We start from the raw sequence: 24,590 nt of genomic DNA on the forward strand, positions 1-24,590 counted from the left end.
AAGAAGCAAGCTTCTTCATCATTCGCTCGACTTGCATGTATTAGGCATGCCGCCAGCGTTCGTCCTGAGCCAGGATCAAACTCTCCATAATAGTTGAGTATAAAACTCAACAAATTAGAACTAGTTTAAAAGCTCATTTTGTTTTGCTGGCATCATCATTAAATGATGTCAAAAATGTTTTGCTATCGAGCTAACCGAAGTTAGTCAATAAGCTGTATTTCTTAACGTTTTGCATGTTCAGTTTTCAATGTTCATGGTTTAAATTAATGGAGCGGGTGAAGAGAATCGAACTCTCATCATCAGCTTGGAAGGCTGAGGTTTTACCACTAAACTACACCCGCAAATTATATAAGGAAATCATTTTATTGTTTTCTCAGCGCATAAGATGTGCTTTGGTGCGGCCGAGAGGATTTGAACCTCCACGGGGTTACCCCCACTAGGCCCTCAACCTAGCGCGTCTGCCATTCCGCCACGACCGCATAGTTAACCTTTAAGGACAAGATTTACTATACACTCGTAAGTCGACAATGTCAACAATAAAATTATGAGCCATGTAGGATTCGAACCTACGACCCTCTGATTAAAAGTCAGATGCTCTACCAACTGAGCTAATGGCTCGTACTAATGGCTGGGGTACCTGGATTCGAACCAGGGCATGATAGAATCAAAATCTATTGCCTTACCGCTTGGCTATACCCCAAAAATGGCGGTCCCGACCGGGATCGAACCGGCGATCTTCTGCGTGACAGGCAGACATGTTAACCGCTACACCACGGGACCTTAAAACTTTATAAAATTGGTAAATGACCCCTACGGGATTCGAACCCGTGTTACCGCCGTGAAAGGGCGGTGTCTTAACCGCTTGACCAAGGGGCCTAGATGGCTCCGAAGGTAGGACTCGAACCTACGACCAATCGATTAACAGTCGATTGCTCTACCACTGAGCTACTTCGGAATAATTTATATCGTTTTGTCGTGTTGTTTTACTCGACTTATATTATTATATAGACCCTTTCATGAAACGTCAACTACTTTTTTAAAATCCCTTTAGAAACTTAAGGAGAAACTAAATTTAAGTCACCTAAACACTTGCCACATCTGTATTTCTTTGTGTTTAATCGAATTTTCCGTTTATATACCAGTAAGCATTTGGCGCATTGATATGTGTAAATTCTCTTCCTAACACGCTTATTAGGTTCACTAAGCATAGAACAAAATCTCGGAGAATCAGTACTTTTCAATAATTCTCGAAAATCAGTATCCCTATGTTTATAACCCTTTCCCTCCATATGCAAATGATAATGGCAAAGCTCATGTTTGATAACGCCGATCAATTCTTCCATCCCGTATTTTTCGTAAACAAGAGGATTTATTTCTATATGATGCGTTCGTAACATATATCTCCCGCCGGTAGTCCTAAGACGTCCATTAAAATAGGCTTGATGTTGAAAGTCTTTCCCAAATACATCTTTTGATACACCACTTACTAACTCATTTAGTTTGTCATCTGTCATTTGAATCTCTCCTATATAAAGTTAAAAAGAGTTTGTCCAATAAATATTCATTGGACAACTCTTCATTTCTTAGACTTGTTCTTGTGGAGGTAACATCGTTAAGGCAATTCTACCTTTATTCGTATCGTGCTCTTCAACCCAGACCGTTACAATGTCTCCTAAAGATACAACATCCAGTGGATGCTTTACAAACCCTTTTTTCAATTTTGAAATGTGCACTAAGCCGTCTTGTTTAACACCTATATCGACAAAAGCACCAAAGTCCACTACGTTACGAACAGTTCCTTGAAGCTCCATGCCTTTTTGAAGGTCTTCCATTTTGAGTACATCTTTTTTCAAAATTGGTTGTGGGAAAGCCTCACGTGGATCGCGAGCTGGTTTGATCAATGTATCGATAATATCTTTTAAAGTGATTTCACCAATTTCTAATTCGCTGCTTACTTCCGTAATATGAATGTTCTTCAAAGCTTCCTCTGCTTCTTTAGAACCGATTTGAGCTTTTTTCAAGCCTGCTATTTCTAAAACTTGCTCCGCTGCTTTATAACTCTCTGGATGAATTCCTGTTGCATCAAATGGATTTTTGGCATCTGGAACCCGCAAGAAACCTATTGCCTGTTCGTATGTTTTAGCTCCTAGGCGAGGAATCTTCTTCAGTTGTGCTCTAGAAGTGAATCTTCCTTGTTCATTTCGTAGATTCACTACATTTTCAGCAACTGTTTTTGATAGGCCTGAAACGTATTGCAATAGGGATGCTGATGCAGTATTTACATTTACCCCAACTTGGTTTACTGCAGTTTCTACTATAAAAGAAAGTGATTCAGATAATTTCTTTTGGGATACGTCATGTTGATATTGTCCTACTCCAACTGCCTTTGGATCTATTTTCACTAGTTCAGCAAGTGGATCCTGAAGTCTTCTAGCGATCGAAACGGCACTTCGCTGCTCCACTTGTAAGTCCGGAAACTCGTTTCGTGCTGTTTCAGATGCCGAATACACACTTGCCCCTGCTTCATTGACAATTACATATGCAACTTCACCTTCTACTTCTTTCAAACAATCTACGATAAATTGTTCTGTCTCGCGCGAAGCTGTACCATTCCCTATAGCAACTAGTGAAATAGGATAATTCTTTATATAAGAAAGAACTTTCTTTTTAGAACCCTCTACATCCATTTTAGGGGCATGCGGATAAATAGCTGAAACTTCGAGTAATTTACCTGTATCATCTACTACCGCTAACTTACATCCTGTTCGATATGCAGGGTCAACACCTAGAATGAACTTCCCTTTTAAAGGTTGTTGTAATAGTAAGTTACGTAGATTTTCTGAGAAGATATGAATTGCTTGAGCTTCGGCTTTTTCCGTTAACTCAGCGCGAAGTTCTCTTTCTACAGATGGTTGTATTAAACGTTTGTATGAATCTTCAATAGCCATTTCCACGTGTCCCACTGCATCACTCGATGTATAATTTGGGATCCACTGCACTTTCATGACATTCGTTACTCTATCTATTGGTACTTGGATACTCACTTTTAGGACATCTTCTTTTTCACCTCGGTTTAGCGCTAACGTTCTGTGAGGCACAATCTTTTTCACTGGCTCTTCATACTCGTAATACATTTCAAAAACGTTCTTTTCATCTAGTTCAACCTTTTTCAAAGAAGAAATAATTTTACCATCTGCTCGAGAAAGGTTTCGGATTTGCTCACGAATCTTCGCATCATCGGCAAATTGCTCTGCTAAAATATCTCTTGCTCCTTGAAGAGCTTCTTCTATAGAAAGAACTTCTAATTCTTCATTTATATAATCAGTCGCCAATTGCTCTACCGATTGTTCTGGGTAAGTCAAAATAAGGTTCGCAAGTGGTTCTAGTCCTTTTTCTTTTGCAATCGTAGCTTTTGTTCTACGCTTTTGTTTATATGGGCGATACAAATCTTCTAAACGCTGTAGTACAGTTGCATTGTTAATGGAAGCAGTCAATTCTTCCGTTAACTTTCCTTGTTCATCAATTAATCGAATAACTTCCTCTTTACGTTGCTCTAATTGTTGTATGTAATTATAACGATCTTCTACGGCTTTTATTTGCACCTCATCCAAAGAACCAGTTTGTTCTTTTCTATAGCGTGCGATGAAAGGAACTGTATTTCCTTCTTCTAGTAATTTAATCACTTGTTCAGCTTGCGTTGTTTTTACGCCTGCTTCCTTTGAAACGAGCTGCAGCATTTTCTTTATGTCCAAAACAAACACATCCTTTCCATATATAAGCTTCATTTTAACATATGAGTTTAACTTAAGCCTGTCTCATCTCAAGCCAAACAAAAAAGCTTACCCTTTTTTACTAGAGCAAGCTTCCTGCTATAAACGTTGCATCATCACCGTGTTTGATAACGCCAAGTACAGATTCATATAAACATTCTGTAGTACTTGCTTTTTTTAGTGTTTCTTTTGGACTCTTTAGATCTACTCCATCTGAATGAAGTAAGAAAATATCTTTTTCAGTGAATGAGTAAGTTTGTGTGCTGTATTTTTGCTTTCTTCCAGACAGGTAGCCCATAACAGGTAGTGGATAAATCATTTTATCCGTTTCGTGCTGATACATATAAAACTTTACATTGCCAACGCAACTATAAGAAATTGTTTTAAGCTTTAAATCTGCCCTTACAATTGCAACAGCTGCGCCTCTTTTTTGCAACATCTGCTCGTTACAACGTGCTAACAATGCATCTAGTGATTCATCCGGAAACTTCGCAAGAATATCTGGCATGATATCCGCTGATTCCTTCGCTACTGGACCGCTCCCTAAACCGTCAGCAATTGCAAAGAGTAGATAATCATCATTTTTATATATATAATACGTATCCCCGCACTCTACATTACCAGTTTTAGCTTCTTGATAAACAACAACATTTACTTTGTCATCCAATATTTTCTTCACTGATCTACTCCACCTGACACTAATATAGCTTTTTGTAATTTTGTAATCGCTTTACGCTGTATCCTGGAGACATGCATCTGGGAAATCCCAAGCTTATCTCCCGTTTCTTTTTGACTCAGTTGCTCAATGTATGTAAGTTGAATGACTTCTTTTTCACGCTCAGAAAGTACACTAAGAGCATTAGCAACTACTAAACGCTGATCTGTTTTTTCAAATTCCGCGTCATTATTTCCAATAACATCAAATAACGTAATCGTTCCTCCATCTGAGTCAGAATCAAGTGAGTGATCCATCGATAACGCTTGATAGCTTTTAGTCATTTCCATCGCTTCAAGTACATCTTCTACTTCAACATCCAAATAATGTGCAATCTCAGTAACTAGTGGAGAACGCTGCAATTCAGCTGTTAATGTTTCTACTGTCGCACGAATTCGTGGTCCTAGCTCTTTAATTCTTCTAGGAACATGGACCGCCCATGTTTTATCTCGTAAGAAACGTTTAATTTCTCCAATAATCGTTGGGATAGCATACGCTTCGAAGTTTCTTCCAAATGAAGGATCATATCTTCTAATAGCACCTAAAAGTCCAAGCATTCCTACTTGAGCGATGTCTTCATGATAGGATTTACCATTAGAATATTTTCTTGCGATTGACTCTACTAAACGAGTATAGTTAAGCACTAAATTGGTTTGTGCCTCTTCACTTTCTGTTTGTTGATATTCTTCAATCCATTTTAACACTTGTTCTTTGGACTCCTGTTTAGGAAGAGACGTGTGTGACATTTTTATCCACCTGCTCAATTCCGACATGCTTCGTCATAAATACAGTTACGCCCTCCTGGTGATGTACTTTCACCTCGTCCATTAGTGTTTCGATTAAATATAACCCTAAGCCACCTTCTCGTAAAAACGAGACTTCTTCTAACTCATGATAAGGTCCAACTTTTGCTTTTGTTTCTTCAAAATCAAAGCTTTTGCCATGATCAGCTACCATGATCTCCATTTTTCCCTCGTATAGTGCACATCCAATGACAACTTCACCGTCTTCATCTTCAGAGTAAGCATGCTGCACTGCATTTGTAATCGCTTCACTTGCTGCAATTTTCAAGTCTTCAATATCGTCATACGTAAAACCTAAACGATTTGCTAAACCTGAAATAGTTAAACGTGCTACACTCACATACTGAGGTTTCGCGGGTAATCTAATTTCAACGTAATCAAACGGTTTCATCTATTTTCACCTCTCCACTTGCTGATTGGATGTCCATAATTTCTCCTAATCCTGTACTATCCATGTATGATACATTTGTTAAATCTAATTCTATATGAAGACCTTCTGTTACCTGAAGATCCATTAGCTTTTCTCGTAAAATTGGTGCTGAAAAGGCATCTATTTCTCCACTTACTTTTCCTAAAACGTACTTGTCTTCTGCCGTTAACTCAACTAAAGTATTCATTAATCATAACCCCTGTCTTCGCTAATATATTACTCTATACCACTGGTTAGCTAATGATAAACATTTTAGTTACACCTTTTTTAAAATAACTATTGTAAAATCATCGCGCAGTTCAAAATTCTGAAGTTTTTCGAGTTCTTTAAAAACGTATTCAGCCATATCTTGTGCTGATTCTTCTCGAACATGCTCAATTATTTCCATTACTTTTTGTTGTTCGATAAAACCATCTTCAGACCTACATTCAGTTACTCCATCCGTCATTATTACAACGAAATCTCCCTGATTTAAAGTGATTACATGTTGTTCGTATTTTACATTAGGAATAACTCCAAGCAATAATCCTTTTGCCTGAAGTTCTGTGAACTCATTATTTTTTGCACAATAAAATAATGGGGGTTCATGTCCCGCAGATGCATATGTAAATTCACTTTTCGACACTTCATAGGATCCATAAAACATAGAAATAAACATTGAGTCCGTAACACTTTTTTCTACGATTCTGTTAATAACATCTAGTACTATTATTGGATCTGCCTTCGAACCATCTAAACCATCCATACCGTATTTAATCATGGACATGCATAGTGCAGCTGGAATCCCTTTACCTATCACATCCGCAACAGCTATTCCTAAACTGTTACTATCACATAAGAAGTGAACATAGTCACCATTCATCTCTTTTGCCGGAACAGATTTCATTCCAATATCTACTCCAGCCATGATTGGAACTTTTGTTTTTAAAAGCGTTTGCTGTACATTTGCAGCAAGATCCATTTCTATTTTAAAGTTCTCTTGTTTTTTAATTAACGCTTGATGCTCTTTTAAAGCTAAACCATAATGAATCATTACTTCTATTAATAAATCAAAAGAATGCCCTACATCTTCTGGCAAATCAGGATATATTTCTTCTAAAGATGCCTTATGTACACTAATTACTTCTTCAGGTGCAATATTCTTTTTAATCAGTTGTTTACTAACATTCTGACCTTCATATAAGTTATGCTCGCTCTGCTTTAATATATGATCTCTCAATATCTCTGTATAATGTCGTCTAAATTCTTCCATACCTCAGAATACCCCTTATCTTAGCCACTTAGTAGCACTTATTTTAGTGCCTTCTCCTACAACAGTTTCAATCTTAAAATCGTCCATCAAACGTTTTACCCCAGGTAACCCAGCACCAAGACCTCCGGAAGTTGTAAACCCATCTTCCAACGCTCTCCGAACATCTGCAATACCTGGGCCTTCATCAGATGCAATGACTAATAACCCCTTAAGGTTGCCTTCTGTAACTTCTTTAATCGCTATATTTCCTTTTCCTGTATATAAGTAAATATTACGAGCGAGCTCACTAATCGCTGTTGTGATTCGTGCTTGGTCAACGGTTCCGAAGCCCACTTTTTTCGCCTCATTCCTACCAAGCTGCCTAGCAGCAACAATGTCCCATTCCGTTACAATATCAACAGAATCTATATTCATAATGGATTAGCCCTCCAATTCTCGTTCTAATTTTTCCAATCCATTTTCTAGATCTAGAGCTGTTGAAACATTCTCTAATCTGATACCTAGTTCTATTAATGTGATTGCTACCGCAGGCTGGATTCCTGTAATAACAACTTTTGCTCCCATTAACCCAGACATGTTAATAACGTCACCTAATACTTTCGCGATAAATGAATCGATAAAGTCAATTGGTGTTAAATCTATTACGACTCCTCTAGCAGAAGTTGTATGCAGTTTTTCTAATAGATCTTCTTGAAATGAAATGGCTGTTTGATCGTCTAATTCCCATTGAATTGAAACGATTAAACAATCTTTTAATTTTAAAATTGGGATTCTCATTTTCATTTATCCTTCACCTCTACAATTGCACGATTTGTTAGAGCTAACGCTTTTTCTACCCCTCTTTGCATTGTGCTTGTTGTCGTAAAATCATTTAAGTTAATACCAAGCGCCACAATTGTTTGGGCAATCTCTGGGCGAATTCCTACTAGCATGCATTTTGCTCCAACTAACCGAACAGCATCTGCAGCTTGGATGATGTGATGAGCAACCATTGTATCTACTACTGGAACTCCTGTAATATCAAGCAATACTACTTCTGCTCTATGTTTTACTACCCCGTGCAATAAGTTCTCCATAATAAGTTTGGCGCGTTCAGTATCAATTGTTCCTACCAAAGGCATCACGGATATTTTGTCGAACATTGGAATAAGCGATGCAGAAAGTTCTTGTAAAGCCATTTTTTGTAGGTGCACCGTTCTATCCCACACATTTGAATATGCTTCTACAATGCTATGAGTTAGAGGCGTGATCCAGTTTGTCATTATTTCCGTATATGAAATTATATTTTGTTCGTTTAAATAACCGTCTTCATTCATTTTATCATAAAGAACATGTGTGAAATTTGTTAGGGCTTTTAAAACAAATGTAACGGACCAACCATAGCGAACGATTTTCACAGAAAAATCATTCAGTTTCACCCTATAAACTTCTTCACTTTCCGTTAAACTGAAGACAACTAGTTCACCAAATTCGCGGACTGTATTATCAATAACTTTTTCTGACATTATTTGAAAAAATCGATCGTCTTTTTCATCTTCCATTTTAATCGTCCATCTTTCTAATATTTCATCTAAATGCTCATTTATATATCCTGCTATTTGTTTATTCATTAATATATACATCTCCTTGATTGCTAGTAGTACTATTATTGTATCGGATATTAAAACAATTAACACTGTTTTCATAGAACCGGAATTGGTTAACACGTGTATCTAGACGATAAGTGAATACATTGATTAAGACCTTTTACTTATTATTCTCCAATATTCCCCTAAATCCTCTTAATAAAATGAAAAAAAACTGATAAATCGTCATTTTTCTACATAGACATTCCCGGCTCGTTTTGGACCAAACTTATGGTTAAAGGATAAACGAGTAAGACAAAAAAGGCCGAGAAAGTGATCATGTCACTTTCTCAGCCTTTTTTTCATTTAAGAAAATATAGAAGCAGTAGTAGTATCTAAAGCGAACCTGAAAGAATCGTGTGCACAGGTTAGGAATTTTATATACTTTCTTGTCTTTTAATAAAACACGATGTGTCTGGTAAATTACACATCGTGTTTTTATCTATGTATTAAAATTTAACAATTCCCAAACTAATCGCTAGAGCTCGATCTACTTCTATCATGAGATCTTCATCTAAATGGGTTATTTTATCTGTTAGTCTAGATTTGTCTATTGTTCTAAGTTGTTCTAACAATATTACAGAATCCCGTTCAAAATCATACTTATGTGCGTTTATCTCCACATGAGTAGGCAATTTCGCTTTTTGAATTTGAGCTGTAATAGCTGCTATTATGACTGTCGGACTAAAACGATTACCAATATCATTTTGAATCACCAAAACGGGTCTGGTTCCACCCTGTTCAGACCCGATTACTGGTGATAAATCTGCAAAAAAAACGTCACCACGTTTTACAATCAAATTGTCATCCTCCGCTTACGAGTCGCTCTGTTGTATGTTGTGCTTCATACTCGGCATGTAAACATTCCGTACAAATAGATAAGTTTATATGCGACATTTCAACATACCCTTTCATCATTGCTTCTCTTATAAGATTTGTTTGGCCTTTCTTTATATATTCACTTGTCTGGATACTAACGAAACTTTCACTACTAGTTAATGATTGTTTAACAGTTTTTACTCCTTCATTAACCATTTGCTTTGGAAGCTCTACGATCGCTTCCTTTTTCTTTTTATCAGTTACCACAGCAAACACCTCCGACAAAACATTTCCCTATATGACAATATACTTCATCTTACCATTAGTAGAGGTGAAATAAAAGACAAAATAAGAAATGATCTGACAAATAATGCATAAGGAGCTATTCTTGACGAATAATTATTCGCTGTATAATCTTGGTATTCTATTTGAGAACATGCAGCATATTTCATAAGGAATTGTCTCTAACGTTTTCGCCCACTCTTCTACGGTGATTTCTTCCGCTTCTTGCTTCCCTATCAGAACTACCTTTTCGCCAATAGGAACAGGTTCTTCTAATCGAATCATGCATTGATCCATACAAATTTTCCCGACAATTGGTACTCTTTTTCCTTTTACCAAAACAGTCTGTTTATGCAACTTCCGCAAAAGTCCATCTGCATATCCAATTGGTAGTGTGGCAATCCATTCATCTTCTTCTGCTGTATATACCGCTCCGTACCCAATCGAAGTACCTTTTTTCACTTTTTTCACATGGACCACTTCTGTATGCAAAGAAAGTGCCTTTTCTAAGGGAAATGGAAGATAGTCACTTAGCCAAGGAGATGGTGCAACTCCGTACATCGAAATACCGAATCTTATTGCATCTAAGTTTTGCTCCGGATATTGAAGAGCTGCCGCACTATTCGAAGTGTGCACAATTCGTGGTTTTTCATGGAATAAAGAAAGCATGCACTGAAAGTTTTCGACTTGTTCTTCATAATGCTTATTAAGCGCTTCATCTGCAGTTGCAAAATGAGTGAATACACCAGTCACTTCTAGCCACTCTTTTGTCTTAATAAATGCAAGGGCATGTTTTAATTCATCTTCATCCACAAAACCTATTCTTCCCATGCCACTATCAATCTTAATGTGAATTTTTAAGGGCTGATCGAACTGATTAATCGATTGAAGCCACTCTAAAGAATATGCCGTTAACGTAATTTTTTGTTCTGATGCTACAGGTACAAAGGAAGCTGGTGATGCACCGATGACAAGAATATCGGCAGAAACACCCGCTTCTCTAAGACGTATAGCTTCTTCTGGGGTTGCAACGGCAAGTATTGTAACACCTACTTGAAGTGCAGCTTTCGCTACTTCTATATCACCATGTCCATAAGCATTTGCTTTAACTACAGCTATAAGTTCCGTGTTCACGGGTAGCATTTGTTGCATTTGTTGAATATTAGATTGAATTGCTTGTAAGTTAACTTGCATGAATGTTGGTCTATATAGCATTTGCGGCATACGGCTTCCCTCTTTTATAACTGACTGTATTTATTATCCCCCTATTTAGAAGGACTAGTCAATACAAATCATTTCATTCCTTCAACAGCCATAGATGCAGCAACTTCAATCATTTCTTCTTTACTTAAAGATGATGTAGCAAGGAAGAAAGACATTCCATCTTGTTCCCATGAAATAGACTGCTCCGTTATAGCACCAATTGCAAAGCCTAGATCAATCGGATCACCTGGAGCAAATACTGGGATAGTCGGAGTAATACTTGGCTCACTTAGTTGCTGAATGATCGTGAATTCTTTGTCCCCACTATATGTTAGGATTACACGTTTGTCTTCTCCATCTTTCAACACTTTTTCATCAATATTATGGACGTTTTCCCACTTAATTAACGGGTAATGTGTTTTGAACTCTGCATTGTCAATTTCAGCAGAGGTTTCTATAGAAGCTGCTTTTCCATCTTCTGGTGCTGCTGTTTCTTTTCCATCATCAGGCGTAGTTGCTTCTTGTTCAATTTTATATTCGCCTGCTGTATGTGTTTTTCCTAATGATACTTGGTTAAACTTAATATGGATCTGTTCTTCTTTATTTTCGTTTAAAATAGATACTTCTGTTGGCAATAACGTCTTTTTGTCAATGTGGACTACTTGAGAAGGAAGCATGTTCTTGTGATTGTTGCTTGTTTTCGTTTCAAATACATATTTGTCTTCCTCTTCTTTAAATGTAGAGGATTTGTCTTTTTTAATATCTTCTGCTAAAGACCCTATTAAATAGGCTTGGCTATTTTCGGTTGGCCATTTACTTTGAAATTTATATGTTTTGTTTAGTTCTGGTGTAACAACAAAAACCCCATCTGCATTACGTACAATCATTTGCGTGTTGCCTGCATCGGCATCCGAAACTTTCACTCGGTAAAAATCAGGCTTTGTATGCCATACCTCTACGTCGTAAATTCTTGGTTCTTGGCCAGTGAGAATGGTCATCTCCGCAGTCAATTCGTACCCCTTCGCATCAACCCATTTATTGCTGAGTTTTTTTAATACATCTTCTTTAGATTGTGCTCCACATGCAGAAAGTACCAGGATCGTCATTAATAAAAACAAATATTTAGCCACTCGAATTTTCAATCAGTCCATCCTTTCTATTTATCACTGCGTTCATTCATTGTATGTAGTTGGACGAACGGTTATGATTGCAGAATTACTTGAGCGGCTGCATATTCTTTTGTATGGGTAATGGATATGAAGCCATTTACTTGGTTTCCTTTGAAATAAAGGCTTGGTTTGCCACTTGGTTCACGTAAAATTTCAATATCTTGAAAACTACAATCCTTTCCTATGCCAGTTCCTCTTGCTTTAGAAAATGCTTCCTTTGCAGCAAATCTTCCCGCCAAAAACTCTATTTGTCTATGTTCAGAGAAATTTTTCATCTGCTCTCTTTCTTTGCTTGTTAATATTCGTTCTTCAAATTTTATTGTTTTGTTTTTAATAGAAGAAATCCGATGAAGTTCTGTTATATCTAACCCTATTCCAGTGATCATAAATGTTTCTCCTTTTCAAACGCCTCTATCAAAGGCTATACTATTAGTAGGAAATTAGAGGTGACCCTATGTTTACACGAAGAGAAAATTTTAAACAATATATCAATTTTTACCCGATTGTTTCAACGTTATTGGCATTGAATATTATCATCTATCTCGTTACAAGTATTCCGGAAATTGGTGATCAGCTATTTAATGTAGGTATTGGGTTCAACTTATTGATAAGCGAGGGGGAATACTGGCGCTTAGTTACACCAATGTTTCTACACGCAAGTCTTTTACATTTGTTATTTAATATGTTTTCCTTGTTTTTATTCGGACCTGAGCTTGAACAAATTGCAGGAAAAGCTCGTTTCCTAACTATTTATTTATTAGCTGGACTTGTTGGTAATATCGCTACTTATCTAATGTATGATTGGAACTATATGAGTGTTGGAGCAAGTGGTGCTATATATGGTATTCTAGGTGCTTTTGGTGCTCTAGTTTATTATACGCGAAATGCCTTGCCTCAGTTGAAACAAATCATTGTCCCAATTATCGTTATTGGTGTCATTATGACCTTTATCCAATCTAATATAAATGTGACTGCTCATATCGCAGGACTGATTACTGGATTTATCCTTGGATTGATTTATTTCCATCCAAAACGAATTGCCGTTTGGAAGAAAAAGAAGAAGAAATTTAAAACAGTATAAGAAAACCGCAAGCGCCCTTTTTCTAAATGGACGTTTGCGGTTCGCTTTGGACGAAACTTATGGTCATAGAATAAACGAGAAAGAAATCGAGGAAATTCTTATACTTTCTTATCTTTCAAAAAAGACATCCAAATAGACCACTAAATGGATGTCTTTTAACTTATTAATTTAGGTTTATTGTTTCAAAATTGGGTAGCTGTTCTTTTTCTATTTGAGTATTTTTCGTTCTTGCTGGTTCATACCAACTTAGAAGTATTTCTGCATCTTCTTTGTCTAGATGCGACACCGTTGTAACCGCTCCACCAATACCTGATTTAATCGTTGTGATAATGGAAGAAACTCCCACTCTTTTTTGGAAGTAGGTTGTTCTTTCTGTCATCGATTGAATACGTCTCTTTTCTAGCCAAACAGTCGTCTTACTAATAATGCGATATTGAACGATTAAATGTTGTTGATCAATATAATATCCCATTGTTTTATGCTGCCATACGCCAATTCCAAAACTTATCGGAAATAATAGCAAGGATAGCAGCCCATATGGATAGAAAAAGTAGATAACCACGCAAGCTACAGGAATCATCCACACGAAATCTAAACGGTAAAAGAACTTTCTCGATCTCTTCGGAACATTTATATAATTTGGATCTAACTGAAATTCCGGAAAAATCTGTAGAAGTATTTTATTGATCTCTTTCTTTTTGATCAGCGGCAGCAGGCGGATTTTTTCATCTTTCTCAGAAAGAGAACCTCCAGCACTATCTACAATAACAGTCGCGTAACCCGTTAACTGACGCAGAGGATTTTCTGCGATACGAATTCCTTGAATACGTGATAGAGGAATTGTGATTTTCTTCTTTTCAAGAAGTCCCCTAGTAATAATGATTTCATTGTCTTCCACTCGAATTGTAAAATCGTAATAATTTATGAACGTTATGACAACAGATACAATCCACGCTACTAATAGTACCAAGAAAACAGCTAGCGCGATTAGAAGTACACCGAATTTTATGAAGACTTGAAACTCATCATAAATCGTTTCATACGGTATTATTTCTGAAAACTGCGAAATGAAAACGGCAAGACCTGAGAAGAAGACACCAATACCACCTGATGTACTCGCTAAGATAAATAGTTCTTTCTGCGAGATATGAAAAACTGGTTTTGTTTGTCGCTCCACTATTTCTTCTACTTGAATCGTTTCATCTGAATCTACCGGGAGCTTATTCTTTGCTTGAAGCATTTCTTTTTTTATCTGTTCTGCAGCGTCCTTCGTAATAGCGGTTAACTCTGCATCTGCTTCTTTCGTCTGTCCACCGCCTGCAGTCTCTACTTTCACTTTTACAAGCCCAAAAGGTCTGTGTAATATACCCTCTGTATAGTTTAAGCTTTGAATACGTTCAAATGGGATGTATCGTTTTTTCTTCACAAAGAGCCCGTATTCGATGCGTAACTCTTCCTCTTCAAACCAATATCTGAATCGTTTCCATTTAATAATGCCGCTAACTAACAGAAATAGTAAAATGACGCCGTAAATAATATAGGTTATATAGGAAGACCAACCTTCTGAATCGCCGCCACTACCGAATCCATTGACTGCAACAACAAAAACAAGCGGAACAATCATATCTTTTAATACTTTTATGAAATTTATAAGTGCAGAAATAGGATGTAATTTGTACTTTTCTTTAGACATCGTCTTCCGCCACCCTTGCAAGCACAGAAATTCTTCCTCTCAGTTCATCTGCTTCTTCAGTAATTAATGCGGGTATCGTATGACTTGTGGCAGCAGTAGAAATCGTAATCGAGGACAGATTATATTTCCTCAATATTGGTCCTTGCTCCGTGTCTACATGTTGTACACGAACCATTGGCACCAAGGTTCTTTTCACGATAAACAACCCATGCTGTAACTCAATTTCTTGCTCCCTGACTTCATACCTCCAGCGCATCCATCTAACTTTTGGAAATAAATAAGTGAGTAAATATCCTGCTATTAAAACTACTGCTCCCGTTACTATGTATAGCCATACGTACTCACCAGTGAAGTAATTGATTGTCCCTACACCAATACCCACTAGTAATACGATTAGCGATTGTAGGATTCCGTATATATACCAAACTCGGAGTCCTTTTTCTGATATCCGATTAGTTGGTTCTGCTCTCATATTTAACACCTCTCCCCTTGTCATTGTATACGATTTATAAGGTAAAATGTTTCAAAATAAATAATTCAATTCTAGCCGACTAAAACTCTTCACCAACGTCATTTGACGAAGAACTAAAAAAAGGATGAATATCACATCGAAATGTGATATTCATCCTTTTGAATTGTTGTAATATTAGCCTTCGCTACGAGGTGTACGAGTTCTAGTGCTACGTTGTGTAGAACCATCACGAGGACCACTGCTAGTACGACGTGCTCCGCCACTGCTAGGTGGACGTGAACCGCCGCCTGAGCGTGATGCTCCGCGATCGCTTCCTCCACGACTTGCTGATGATGAACTACGTCCGCCACCACTGCCGCCAGTGCTACGTTTACCTTTGTAACCACCGCCGCCGCCTGAGCGTCCGCCACCACTACCGCCACCACGTGATGGTAATGGGCGTTCTTCAGAAAGAGCGATTGGAGTATCGTTCGGTTCTTTTGTTAACGATTTTAAAGCTGCAGCAATAATGTCTACTGCTTCAAATTTCCCAAGCATTTCTGCTGCTAATGGGCGGTAATCGTTTAAATCATTTTTACCCACTAATTCAGATAAAGTTTCAATAGCTACACGTTGTAATCCAACTAATGCTTCATCAGAACTTGGTGGAAGAAGTGGAGTCATACGTTTTTTCGTAGTATCTTCTACGATGCGTAAGTAACCCATTTCTCTTGGTGTTACGAATGTTGTTGCAATACCACTTTTCCCTGCGCGTCCTGTACGACCGATACGGTGAACATAGCTTTCAGGATCTTGTGGAATATCGAAGTTATAAACATGCGTTACGCCAGAAATATCTAATCCACGTGCCGCTACATCTGTTGCAACAAGGATATCAATTTTGTTTGATTTAAATTGTTTTAAAACAGACATACGTTTCGCTTGGCTTAAATCTCCGTGAATTCCTTCTGCTAAGTAACCACGAACACTTAGTGCTTGTGCTAATTCGTCTACGCGACGTTTTGTACGACCAAAAATAATTGCTAGTTCTGGTTGTTGTACATTTAAAATTCTTGAAAGAACATCAAATTTTTCGCGTTCAGTAGCTTTTACGTAGAATTGTTCAATGTTTTCTACAGTCATTTCTTTAGACTTGATTTTAACTTCAACTGGAGATTTCATGAATCTTTCTGCAATTTTACGGATAGGTCCAGGCATTGTAGCTGAGAACAGTAATGTTTGACGTTCAGCTGGAACGCTTTCCAAAATTGTGTTGATGTCTTCAATGAATCCCATGTTAAGCATTTCATCAGCTTCGTCTAAGATAAGTGTTTGAACTTGATCAAGTTTTAACGTACGACGATTGATGTGGTCAAGAATACGACCTGGTGTACCAACGATTACTTGAGGTTTATTTTTAAGTGCACGGATTTGACGACTAATTTCTTGTCCTCCGTAAACAGATAAAATACGAACCTTTTTGTCATATCCTAATCTATAAAGCTCTTCTGAAACTTGAATTGCAAGTTCACGTGTTGGAGCGATAATCAATGCTTGGATATTCGGGTTTTTAATATCAACTTTTTCAATCATTGGAATACCAAAAGCAGCAGTTTTACCTGTTCCTGTTTGTGCTTGTCCGATAATGTCTTTACCTTCCATAGCATGTCTAATAGTACCTTCTTGAATTGGTGTTGCTTCTTCAAATCCCATACGTTGAACGGATGCTAATGTTGAAGCGCTGATATTTAATTCTGAAAAATTTGTCAAAATTTTAATCTCCTTTTTCTTCTGTTTTGACAAATGGTTACATTTTCAGATGAAATTGCGGCAAATTCGAGTATATACGAGGAACGTTTCCGTTACTTAAAATTCTCTGTAGTTTTTGATCAGAGGGGTCTTATATAAAGGGAAAGCCCGGTCTTTTGCCGAGCGGTTTGTCATTTTAAAACTATATAAACTTACTTTAACAAACCGTTATGTTCAAAAAAAAGTACTCTTCCATAAACGCTGAAGAGTCTTTACACAAAATGTATCCATTGCTCTAAACGTAGTATAGCATGTCTTATAATTAGTTGCAACGAATTAGAAACTGTTATAATTATTAGTTATTAGTTATTATTTCCACCTCATCTTCCTTTAAAAATAGAAGTACTTTAAAAAACCAATCGTTACAGTCCTCGCTATAGCAAATATGGTGTTTACCCATCTCTGAATAAATCAGTTCTTTTTTCTCCGACCCAATCTGGTTAAATAAGAACTGAGCAGTAGCGTAAGGAACGATACCATCTTTTTTTCCTTGGACTAAACAGACTGGTATTATAATTTGGCCGTAATAAGGTTCAATCATACGCACCAATCGTATAAATTCGAACGTTGCATTAATGGGAGTCTTTTCCCATTTATATTTATATCGCTTGAACAACTCATTAGCTTCAAGCTTTCCAACCATAGCTTCTTTTGCTATTTCGCGAATATCTTGCAGTATTTGGGTAGGATAAATGTATTTGGCTGCTGCGCTTAATAAAACCAATTTTTCGATTTTATAACGCTTAGCTAAATAAATAGCAATAAGGCCGCCCATTGAAAATCCAATAACAATTACTTTATCCACTTCTTTTTGAAGTTTTCGAAGAGCAAGTTCTGCTTCCATCATCCAATTTTCTGCTCTAAATTTTTTTAACTCCAATGTCTCCCCGTGACCAGGAAGTGTAGGGACAACTATTTTCCAATCGGTGTTGTTCTCTAAATAATCTGCAATTGGCTGAACCTCGTATGGTCCACCAGTAAACCCATGAATACAAAGTACACCTGTCTTCAAATTGCCCCTACTCCTTTTACAACATTATTGTTCGAATGGTTCAATGACTCTTTCTAACTTCATACCCCTTGAGCCTTTTACTAAAACAATGGACCTGTTGTCAATTTTTTTCGATAAAAATGCGATGATCTGCTCAATCTCATTTTCTACCCAAATTATTTCTTCCACGTTAGAGTGCTCCGATAGTTTAGCATATAGCCATTCCATTTTTGGTCCAAACAAGCAGATGCCTTTGAAAACCCCAGTAGAAATAGATGCACTCATTTCTTCATGGTACTGCTTTTCATGTTCACCAAGTTCAAGCATATCTCCAAGAACTAGCCATTTATCAGGCTTGATCGAAGATTTTTCTAAAAAGTCAATTGCTGCACGCATGGAAGTAGGAGCAGCATTATATGCATCATTTATAAAAATAGAGCCATTTTTCGCTTCTATTACTTGCATACGCATGTCAGTTAAAGTAATTTCTTTTAGTGCTTCTCTCATTTGTTCTGCTGTTAACCCCACTTCTTTACCAATCAATAAAGCCGCTAATGTGTTTTTAACTTGATGCTCCCCTAAAACCGGGATTGACATCTCTTCGTTTAATGTACCCTCTACACGGAATACACTACCTTGTTCCGTAAATTCCACTTCTGCAATTCGTAAATCATTATTTTCCTGGACACCAAAAGATGTTGAGTTAATAGAAGGAGATCCTTCTACGAATGGGCGTAGTAATGGCTCATCTCCATCGTAGAATAGTTTTCCTGCGCCCTTTAAGCCTGAAATAATTTCAAATTTCGCTTTTGTAATTCCTTCTCGTGAACCTAGATCCTGCATATGTGCCTCACCGATATTCGTAATGACGGCATATGTTGGTTTTGCTAGATTCGAAAGAAATTCAATTTCTCCAAATGAACTCATGCCCATTTCAAGCACTGCAAACTCGGTATCCTCTTCTAACGAAAGAATCGTCAAAGGCAATCCTAACTCATTATTAAAATTCCCTTCCGTTTTCTTAACACGAAAGTATGGAGAAAGCATTCCTGCAACTAAATCTTTCGTCGATGTTTTACCGTTCGATCCAGTAATTCCGATGAAAACAGCAGATAATTCTGCACGGTATGCTTCCGCCATTTGCTGAAGCGCTTTTTCTGCACTATCTACGAATAAAAGTGGAACGTCCTTTGGTGGATTCGGCTCATCTTTTAACCAAAGAGAAGCTGCTGCTCCTTTTTCAAACGCGTTTTGTACAAAGCGGTGTCCATTTACATTTTCACCACGGAAAGGGATAAATAAGTCACCCGGTTGTAATGTTTTCGTATTAATAGAAACACCCGTAATCAGCGGATCTTGTTCAAATGTATCTTGTATTTGTAACCAGTTTGCAATTGCAGATAATGTTTTTTTCAACTTGTTCACTCCCCATCCTTTGAATGCTCAAGTTGTTGCTTTTCTTCAAAACGTTCCATTGCAAGTGCAATTAGTTCTTCTATCAAATCAGAATAAGCTAATCCTGATTCCATCCAAAGTTTAGGATACATACTAATTGGAGTAAATCCTGGCAACGTATTAACCTCATTGATAATTACTTCTTCATCATCTGTTACAAAGAAATCTGCACGAACAAGTCCTGAGCAATCCAATACTTTAAATGCACGGATTGCTGCATCTTTCATCTTCTCTAATAACTCAGGTGAAACCTCTGCTGGAATGGCATAGTTTGTTGTTCCATCTTCGTATTTTGCTTCATAGTCGTAAAAATCTTTCGTTGGTAATACCTCTCCTGCAATCGAGCATCTTGGTTCGTCGTTTCCAAGTACACTCATTTCCAACTCACGCGCAACAATTCCTTGCTCGACGATAATTTTACGATCATATTTAAATGCTACTTCAACTGCTGTTAAAAGCTCTTCTCGATTAGCAACTTTCGTAATTCCTACACTTGAACCTAAGTTTGCAGGTTTTACAAATAAAGGCCATTTTAAATTGCCTTCCATTTTTTGAAGAAGTGCTGTTTGGCTATTTTTCCACTCATTGCGAATAAAATGCACGTAAGGAACTTGTGCTAATCCAGCTTCATTAAATAATTGCTTCATCACGACTTTATCCATTCCTGCAGCAGATGCTAGTACTCCATTCCCTACGTATGGCAAGTTCATCACTTCTAATAATCCTTGAACAGTACCATCTTCTCCGTTTGGTCCATGAAGAAGTGGAAAAATAACATCTAAATGTGATGCATCATCCCCATCTATAGGTAAGAAGCTTGTAATTGAATTTGGTCTAATTGTTTCCTTGCTAATTTTTAGTGATTCCACTGTATCTACCGGGCCCATTAATGGGTTACCTTTAATCCATTCCCCTACTTTTGTGATGAAAATTGGGTATACCTCATATTTATCAAAGTTAATAGCCTGTGAAACGGCTCTTGCTGTTAGTAATGACACTTCATGCTCAGCGGATTTCCCACCATATAATAAGCCTAATTTAATTTTCATTATTAAAAACCCCCACGTTTTGGATAGTACTAGTTTATCATGGTCCATGTAATTTGATGAATAATTAACTGAATAACTTCAACCCAACCACACCAAAAATGATGCAACTTAAAAACAATAACTTCTTCGTACTTTTCTTCTCATTAAAAAAGTACATCCCAATCAATACACTTCCCGCTGCTCCAATACCAGTCCAGACAGCATATCCTGTACCAATAGGAATATTTCTTAGAGCAAGTGATAACAGAAAAAAGCTAAGCGCTGCAGAAATAATGGTGAGTACCGTAAATTTCACTTCTTTAAATCCATTCGATAACTTCATACCGACAACAAAGGCAACTTCAAATAACCCTGCAATAATAAGTATGAGCCATGCCATTATGCAACCTCCTCTTCATCATCCGAAAGTTTTAGACCAATGATTCCAAAGAGTAGTACACATAAAAAGAATATTTTCCCTAGACTTGCTTCTTCATTAAGCCAGAGAATCCCTACTATTACTGTTCCCGCTGCTCCGATTCCTGTAAAAATAGCATATGCAGTTCCAATAGGAATCGTCTTCATTGCTTTGGCAAATAAGAAAAAGCTAATGACTAAAAAGAGAATCGTTACAATGGAAGGTACCAATTTGGTAAATCCATTCGCTTCCTTCAACCCAATAGCCCATACGATTTCAGTTAATCCTGCAAATACCAATAATAACCAAGCCACACAAAACACCTCTTTACAAATAATAAACGCTTTTGCTAGGAAAAGAAGCAAAAGCGTTCTATATGAAATTTAACTTACTACTATTAACAAGTCAGCAGGCTTCTCTAAGTGCTGTTTTAAATCACCCAGTACTTCATCTGGGAAAATATCTTCAGGCAAACTTCGGATTTCTAATCCATAATTTGTTTTGTCCATTTTATATAATGACATCAACACACCATCTTCATAAAAATCTTCATGTTCTTCTATTTTCTCAACAGATAATTGAGATAAAACTACATTGTTTTTCTTGCGCCAAAAAGCCGTCGATTTGCTTTTATCACTAATATACTGGTTAAATACACCAGCGATCAAGATATGTAAATCTGCCATATCTCGGAAATATATTTTCGTTATTTCATTGTCTTCATCTGTTAAATACACAAAACGATTTAGCAAGTGATGATAAAAAGGAGAACGAAATGCTTCTTTTTTATGTGCAATATATAAAAGCTCCGCTTGTTCTTGAGGCGATAGCATGTTTAGCTTTTTTTCATCCGTAAAATCCATAAGGCAGAGAGCAATAGGCCTTTCTGCATAATCCTTTACGAAGCGGAGATATTGATCTTGTACAATAAATTCTAATTGTGTATGTATATTAAATGATGCGTCCTCATACTGATGATTTAGTAATAAAAGAGCTGGCAAGTCAGAGAAACTTCTTATAAATTGTTGTACGGTTAATCCACTAAATAATGCAAAATGCTCAACCTCGTTTACATGTATATATAAATGATCCAAATACTCATCTAGTTCTCTCTCTTTTTCTTTTTTTGCCACAACATTCACTCCTTCATCGTCTATATAATAGTAGCATAATTTTTCCTATGCAACATCTATATTTGATTGGACGTCCCTAATAACTGACAAGCAAGAAACTAGTATTTACGCTATAATAGGAAAAGTGAAAATTGTCGTTTAACTATGACAAGCACAAGCGAAATTTGAAAGAAATATGGGTGAGTTATATGGAAAATAAAAAGGGATTTCCCGATCGTTTTGATTGGACGCTTGCTTTTATACTATTATTATTTCTGATTATTAGTTTACTAGCTATCTCTTCCGCACAAACATCAGGACAATATACGACAAATTTTATAACAAAACAACTTTTTTGGTATTTTGTTGGTGCTTGTATTATTGGACTAGTTATGCTTTTTGAACCTGAACAATATAAAAAAATGGCGTGGTATATATATGGTATTGGTGTATTACTTCTCGCTATCCTGTTTATCTTGCCAGATAGTCTGGCATTAGTAGAGCCTAGAAATGGTGCAAAGAGCTGGTTCCACTTACCAATTGGAGACATTCAGCCAGCAGAGTTTATGAAGACATTTTATATTTTAGCGCTTGCTCGGCTAATTACAAAGCATCATGAAACATATTTGTTAAAAACGATAAAAACTGATTTTATTTTACTCGGGAAATTTGTTGCCGCATTCGTCGTTCCATTAGCATTTATCATGAAACAGCCCGACCTCGGAACTTCACTTGTATTTATCGCCATTACTGCTGCGCTAGTAATTGTCGCAGGGATTTCATGGAAAATTATTCTCCCTGCATTTTTTGGTGTCGCCGGAATTGGCGCTGGACTTTTATGGATGGCGTTATATATGCAGGACTTTTTAGAAGATCAGTTTGGTCTGAAATCCTATCAGTTCGCTCGAATATACTCCTGGTTAGATCCCTATTCTTACTCTTCCAATGAAGGTTACCATTTAATTTCTTCTCTAAACGCAATTGGTTCTGGAGAAATTTTTGGTAAAGGGTATGGTGAACGCGTAGTATATGTTGCAGAAAATCATACCGATTTTATCTTCGCTGTAATAGGGGAAGAATATGGATTCGTCGGTGCTAGTATTGTTCTCAGTATTTTCTTTTTGCTTATTTACCATCTAACCAAAATTACCCTTCAGTTAAAAGATGCTTACAGTACCTATGTATGTGCGGGAATCATTGCAATGATCACGTTCCATGTGTTCGAAAACATTGGAATGACGATTCAATTATTGCCAATAACGGGGATTCCATTACCATTTATCAGTTATGGTGGTAGTTCGCTCATGGGGAATATGTTCGCTATTGGATTAGTATTTAGTATGAAGTTCCACCATAGAACTTATATGTTTGCTAAAAATGAAGAAGAATAAGAAAAGCGGAAGTGCCTATTAATGCGTAAGGCAGATATTGAATAAAAAAAGGGTGAATCGAAAGTTCGTGTTTTACGAATTTACGATTCACCCTCTTTTTAGTTTTGAGGACTTTGTGTTGGCGGTACTAAAGCTTTTAGTATGTCGAGTCTTGATTTTGTCATGGTAACCGTCACGCCAAGCTTTGAAAGATTACTTACAATTTTCTTTAAATCAACTTCCTTAGCCATTCTATCCACCTCGCCCTTTCCTATTATTATTACGATTTATTTGTATAAAAGTTTCTTTTTTTATTTAATTTTTTCTTTTTACATTATACCATCTTTTGACTCATTTAAATCTTTCATTTATGTTACATATTTTGATCTTTTGTAAACCATCCTGTACAAAAGGAGTGAGTAATTTGAATGTAGAAAATGTGATGAGTAGAGAAGTTGCAACATGTAATCCCCTAGATTATATAAATGAAGTAGCTAATCAAATGCGAACACTTGATATTGGATGTCTTCCAGTTGTTAACAACAACAAATTAGTTGGCATTGTTACTGATCGTGATATTGTCACAAGAGCTGTAGCAAAAGACTCTCAGAGTAAAGTGGAAGATGTTATGACAAAATCGGTTATTACTGTTTCCCCGAGTGATACCACTGTAGAAGCTTCGGATATTATGGCTGAAAATCAAGTACGGCGACTACCAGTAGTTGAAAATGATAAGCTTGTTGGTTTTGTTTCTTTGGCTGATTTGGCATTTCCCTTCCCACATGTTCAAGAAATTTCTAATGCTTTAGAAAGCATTTCCGAACCTCGTCATTATTAAACATAAAAGCTGTCCCAAATATTTTTTGGGACAGCTTTTTTTAGTTTGTCGTGTTCGGGTATTGTTTTGTCTCGTTTGTCACCAGTATTGTCACGTTCACGGACCATATTGTCTCACTTAGCCAATATATGGATACTTATAACACAATCTAGCTTCTTAACATACTGCCTATAAATATGGACCTTTTGCTTGCAGAAGTTGCAACGGCTTTCAGCTCTGTTTCTGTTGTCTAAAATACTCTCAGATTACATCGTGTCAAACTAATTAGAAACGTGT

At 36.9% G+C, this 24,590-nt stretch carries 28 protein-coding genes, 7 tRNA genes and 1 rRNA gene; 3 read left to right on the plus strand and 33 right to left on the minus strand.

Annotated features, from left to right (window positions below; genetic code table 11):
- The 23 genes from C7437_RS11370 to acpS all read right to left on the minus strand — a co-directional run.
- Nucleotides 1–91, minus strand: a 16S ribosomal RNA gene (locus tag C7437_RS11370); the annotation flags it as partial.
- A 176-nt stretch (nucleotides 92–267) separates the two neighbouring features.
- Nucleotides 268–341, minus strand: a tRNA-Gly gene (locus tag C7437_RS11375).
- Between the two features lie 52 nt (nucleotides 342–393).
- Nucleotides 394–479 (minus strand) — tRNA-Leu (locus C7437_RS11380).
- 66 nt (nucleotides 480–545) lie between these two features.
- A tRNA-Lys gene (locus C7437_RS11385) sits at nucleotides 546–618 on the minus strand.
- 7 nt (nucleotides 619–625) lie between these two features.
- Nucleotides 626–700: transfer RNA gene (locus C7437_RS11390), tRNA-Gln, on the minus strand.
- A gap of 4 nt (nucleotides 701–704) precedes the next feature.
- Nucleotides 705–780, minus strand: a tRNA-Asp gene (locus C7437_RS11395).
- Between the two features lie 24 nt (nucleotides 781–804).
- A tRNA-Glu gene (locus C7437_RS11400) sits at nucleotides 805–876 on the minus strand.
- 4 nt (nucleotides 877–880) lie between these two features.
- A tRNA-Asn gene (locus tag C7437_RS11405) sits at nucleotides 881–955 on the minus strand.
- 100 nt (nucleotides 956–1,055) lie between these two features.
- Nucleotides 1,056–1,514: a SprT family protein gene (locus tag C7437_RS11410; protein ID WP_111439838.1), complete on the minus strand. Its 459-nt coding sequence runs from the start codon at nucleotides 1,512–1,514 to the stop codon at nucleotides 1,056–1,058.
- A 69-nt stretch (nucleotides 1,515–1,583) separates the two neighbouring features.
- Nucleotides 1,584–3,752 carry a Tex family protein gene (locus C7437_RS11415; RefSeq protein ID WP_111439839.1) on the minus strand — a complete coding sequence of 723 codons (2,169 nt, stop codon included), beginning with the start codon at nucleotides 3,750–3,752 and terminating at the stop codon, nucleotides 1,584–1,586.
- A 100-nt stretch (nucleotides 3,753–3,852) separates the two neighbouring features.
- Complete coding sequence (locus tag C7437_RS11420; RefSeq protein WP_111439840.1) at nucleotides 3,853–4,449, minus strand: SpoIIE family protein phosphatase; 597 nt, start codon at nucleotides 4,447–4,449, stop codon at nucleotides 3,853–3,855.
- Nucleotides 4,446–5,231: an RNA polymerase sigma factor SigB gene (gene sigB / locus C7437_RS11425; RefSeq protein WP_111439841.1), complete on the minus strand. Its 786-nt coding sequence runs from the start codon at nucleotides 5,229–5,231 to the stop codon at nucleotides 4,446–4,448. The genes C7437_RS11420 and sigB overlap by 4 nt, the downstream gene beginning before the upstream one ends.
- Nucleotides 5,209–5,679: an anti-sigma B factor RsbW gene (gene rsbW, locus C7437_RS11430; protein ID WP_111439843.1), complete on the minus strand. Its 471-nt coding sequence runs from the start codon at nucleotides 5,677–5,679 to the stop codon at nucleotides 5,209–5,211. The genes sigB and rsbW overlap by 23 nt, the downstream gene beginning before the upstream one ends.
- Entirely contained in the window at nucleotides 5,666–5,905 is a 240-nt protein-coding gene (locus C7437_RS11435; RefSeq protein WP_111439845.1) for an STAS domain-containing protein, read from the minus strand. The genes rsbW and C7437_RS11435 overlap by 14 nt, the downstream gene beginning before the upstream one ends.
- A gap of 69 nt (nucleotides 5,906–5,974) precedes the next feature.
- Nucleotides 5,975–6,970 (minus strand): PP2C family protein-serine/threonine phosphatase, encoded by a 996-nt coding sequence (locus C7437_RS11440; RefSeq protein ID WP_111439847.1) that lies wholly within the window; start codon nucleotides 6,968–6,970, stop codon nucleotides 5,975–5,977.
- 15 nt (nucleotides 6,971–6,985) lie between these two features.
- Complete coding sequence (locus C7437_RS11445) at nucleotides 6,986–7,384, minus strand: anti-sigma regulatory factor (protein WP_170122368.1); 399 nt, start codon at nucleotides 7,382–7,384, stop codon at nucleotides 6,986–6,988.
- A gap of 6 nt (nucleotides 7,385–7,390) precedes the next feature.
- Nucleotides 7,391–7,753 (minus strand): STAS domain-containing protein, encoded by a 363-nt coding sequence (locus C7437_RS11450; RefSeq protein WP_111439851.1) that lies wholly within the window; start codon nucleotides 7,751–7,753, stop codon nucleotides 7,391–7,393.
- Nucleotides 7,750–8,580 carry an STAS domain-containing protein gene (locus C7437_RS11455; protein ID WP_111439853.1) on the minus strand — a complete coding sequence of 277 codons (831 nt, stop codon included), beginning with the start codon at nucleotides 8,578–8,580 and terminating at the stop codon, nucleotides 7,750–7,752. The genes C7437_RS11450 and C7437_RS11455 overlap by 4 nt, the downstream gene beginning before the upstream one ends.
- Before the next feature lie 464 nt (nucleotides 8,581–9,044).
- The gene (locus C7437_RS11460) at nucleotides 9,045–9,395 is read right to left on the minus strand and encodes a type II toxin-antitoxin system PemK/MazF family toxin (protein ID WP_111439855.1); all 351 of its coding nucleotides are present in this window, start codon (nucleotides 9,393–9,395) and stop codon (nucleotides 9,045–9,047) included.
- Nucleotides 9,396–9,399: 4 nt separating this feature from the next.
- Complete coding sequence (locus C7437_RS11465) at nucleotides 9,400–9,699, minus strand: transcriptional regulator (RefSeq protein WP_111439857.1); 300 nt, start codon at nucleotides 9,697–9,699, stop codon at nucleotides 9,400–9,402.
- Nucleotides 9,700–9,813: 114 nt separating this feature from the next.
- Nucleotides 9,814–10,920 carry an alanine racemase gene (alr, locus tag C7437_RS11470; protein ID WP_111439859.1) on the minus strand — a complete coding sequence of 369 codons (1,107 nt, stop codon included), beginning with the start codon at nucleotides 10,918–10,920 and terminating at the stop codon, nucleotides 9,814–9,816.
- 68 nt (nucleotides 10,921–10,988) lie between these two features.
- Nucleotides 10,989–12,041, minus strand: a complete 1,053-nt coding sequence (locus C7437_RS11475; protein WP_111439861.1) for a LolA family protein — start codon at nucleotides 12,039–12,041, stop codon at nucleotides 10,989–10,991.
- Between the two features lie 59 nt (nucleotides 12,042–12,100).
- On the minus strand, nucleotides 12,101–12,454 hold the full coding sequence (gene acpS, locus C7437_RS11480; protein ID WP_111439863.1) for a holo-ACP synthase: 354 nt from the start codon (nucleotides 12,452–12,454) through the stop codon (nucleotides 12,101–12,103).
- A 68-nt stretch (nucleotides 12,455–12,522) separates the two neighbouring features.
- Between acpS and C7437_RS11485 the strand changes: the two genes are divergently transcribed.
- The gene (locus C7437_RS11485; RefSeq protein ID WP_111439865.1) at nucleotides 12,523–13,149 is read left to right on the plus strand and encodes a rhomboid family intramembrane serine protease; all 627 of its coding nucleotides are present in this window, start codon (nucleotides 12,523–12,525) and stop codon (nucleotides 13,147–13,149) included.
- A gap of 163 nt (nucleotides 13,150–13,312) precedes the next feature.
- On the opposite strand, the gene C7437_RS11490 is transcribed toward C7437_RS11485, so the two are convergent.
- From C7437_RS11490 to C7437_RS11530, 9 genes are all read right to left on the minus strand, one after another.
- Complete coding sequence (locus C7437_RS11490; protein ID WP_111439867.1) at nucleotides 13,313–14,842, minus strand: PH domain-containing protein; 1,530 nt, start codon at nucleotides 14,840–14,842, stop codon at nucleotides 13,313–13,315.
- Entirely contained in the window at nucleotides 14,835–15,314 is a 480-nt protein-coding gene (locus C7437_RS11495) for a PH domain-containing protein (protein WP_111439869.1), read from the minus strand. The genes C7437_RS11490 and C7437_RS11495 overlap by 8 nt, the downstream gene beginning before the upstream one ends.
- Before the next feature lie 174 nt (nucleotides 15,315–15,488).
- Complete coding sequence (gene cshA, locus C7437_RS11500; protein WP_111439871.1) at nucleotides 15,489–17,063, minus strand: degradosome RNA helicase CshA; 1,575 nt, start codon at nucleotides 17,061–17,063, stop codon at nucleotides 15,489–15,491.
- A 334-nt stretch (nucleotides 17,064–17,397) separates the two neighbouring features.
- Nucleotides 17,398–18,114: an alpha/beta hydrolase gene (locus C7437_RS11505; RefSeq protein WP_111439873.1), complete on the minus strand. Its 717-nt coding sequence runs from the start codon at nucleotides 18,112–18,114 to the stop codon at nucleotides 17,398–17,400.
- A gap of 24 nt (nucleotides 18,115–18,138) precedes the next feature.
- Entirely contained in the window at nucleotides 18,139–19,509 is a 1,371-nt protein-coding gene (locus C7437_RS11510; protein ID WP_111439875.1) for a UDP-N-acetylmuramoyl-tripeptide--D-alanyl-D-alanine ligase, read from the minus strand.
- Nucleotides 19,510–19,514: 5 nt separating this feature from the next.
- Entirely contained in the window at nucleotides 19,515–20,597 is a 1,083-nt protein-coding gene (locus tag C7437_RS11515; RefSeq protein WP_111439877.1) for a D-alanine--D-alanine ligase, read from the minus strand.
- A gap of 64 nt (nucleotides 20,598–20,661) precedes the next feature.
- Nucleotides 20,662–20,976 (minus strand): DMT family transporter, encoded by a 315-nt coding sequence (locus tag C7437_RS11520; protein ID WP_111439879.1) that lies wholly within the window; start codon nucleotides 20,974–20,976, stop codon nucleotides 20,662–20,664.
- Nucleotides 20,976–21,308 carry a DMT family transporter gene (locus C7437_RS11525; RefSeq protein WP_111439881.1) on the minus strand — a complete coding sequence of 111 codons (333 nt, stop codon included), beginning with the start codon at nucleotides 21,306–21,308 and terminating at the stop codon, nucleotides 20,976–20,978. Before C7437_RS11525 ends, C7437_RS11520 begins: the two co-directional genes overlap by 1 nt.
- 69 nt (nucleotides 21,309–21,377) lie before the next feature.
- Nucleotides 21,378–22,127, minus strand: coding sequence for a hypothetical protein (locus C7437_RS11530; RefSeq protein WP_111439883.1), 750 nt, complete (start codon nucleotides 22,125–22,127; stop codon nucleotides 21,378–21,380).
- Nucleotides 22,128–22,315: 188 nt separating this feature from the next.
- Between C7437_RS11530 and C7437_RS11535 the strand changes: the two genes are divergently transcribed.
- Nucleotides 22,316–23,497 (plus strand): FtsW/RodA/SpoVE family cell cycle protein, encoded by a 1,182-nt coding sequence (locus C7437_RS11535; RefSeq protein WP_111439885.1) that lies wholly within the window; start codon nucleotides 22,316–22,318, stop codon nucleotides 23,495–23,497.
- A gap of 98 nt (nucleotides 23,498–23,595) precedes the next feature.
- On the opposite strand, the gene C7437_RS17345 is transcribed toward C7437_RS11535, so the two are convergent.
- Entirely contained in the window at nucleotides 23,596–23,727 is a 132-nt protein-coding gene (locus tag C7437_RS17345; protein WP_281269953.1) for an Lmo0850 family protein, read from the minus strand.
- A gap of 173 nt (nucleotides 23,728–23,900) precedes the next feature.
- On the opposite strand from C7437_RS17345, the gene C7437_RS11540 reads away from it, so the two are divergent.
- A complete protein-coding gene (locus tag C7437_RS11540) occupies nucleotides 23,901–24,314 on the plus strand; it encodes a CBS domain-containing protein (protein WP_111439887.1) in 414 nt (137 codons plus the stop codon).
- The last annotated feature ends 276 nt before the right edge of the window (nucleotides 24,315–24,590 follow it).

It is taken from the genome of Psychrobacillus insolitus (genome assembly GCF_003254155.1).
Classification (GTDB): Bacteria; Bacillota; Bacilli; order Bacillales_A; family Planococcaceae; genus Psychrobacillus; species Psychrobacillus insolitus.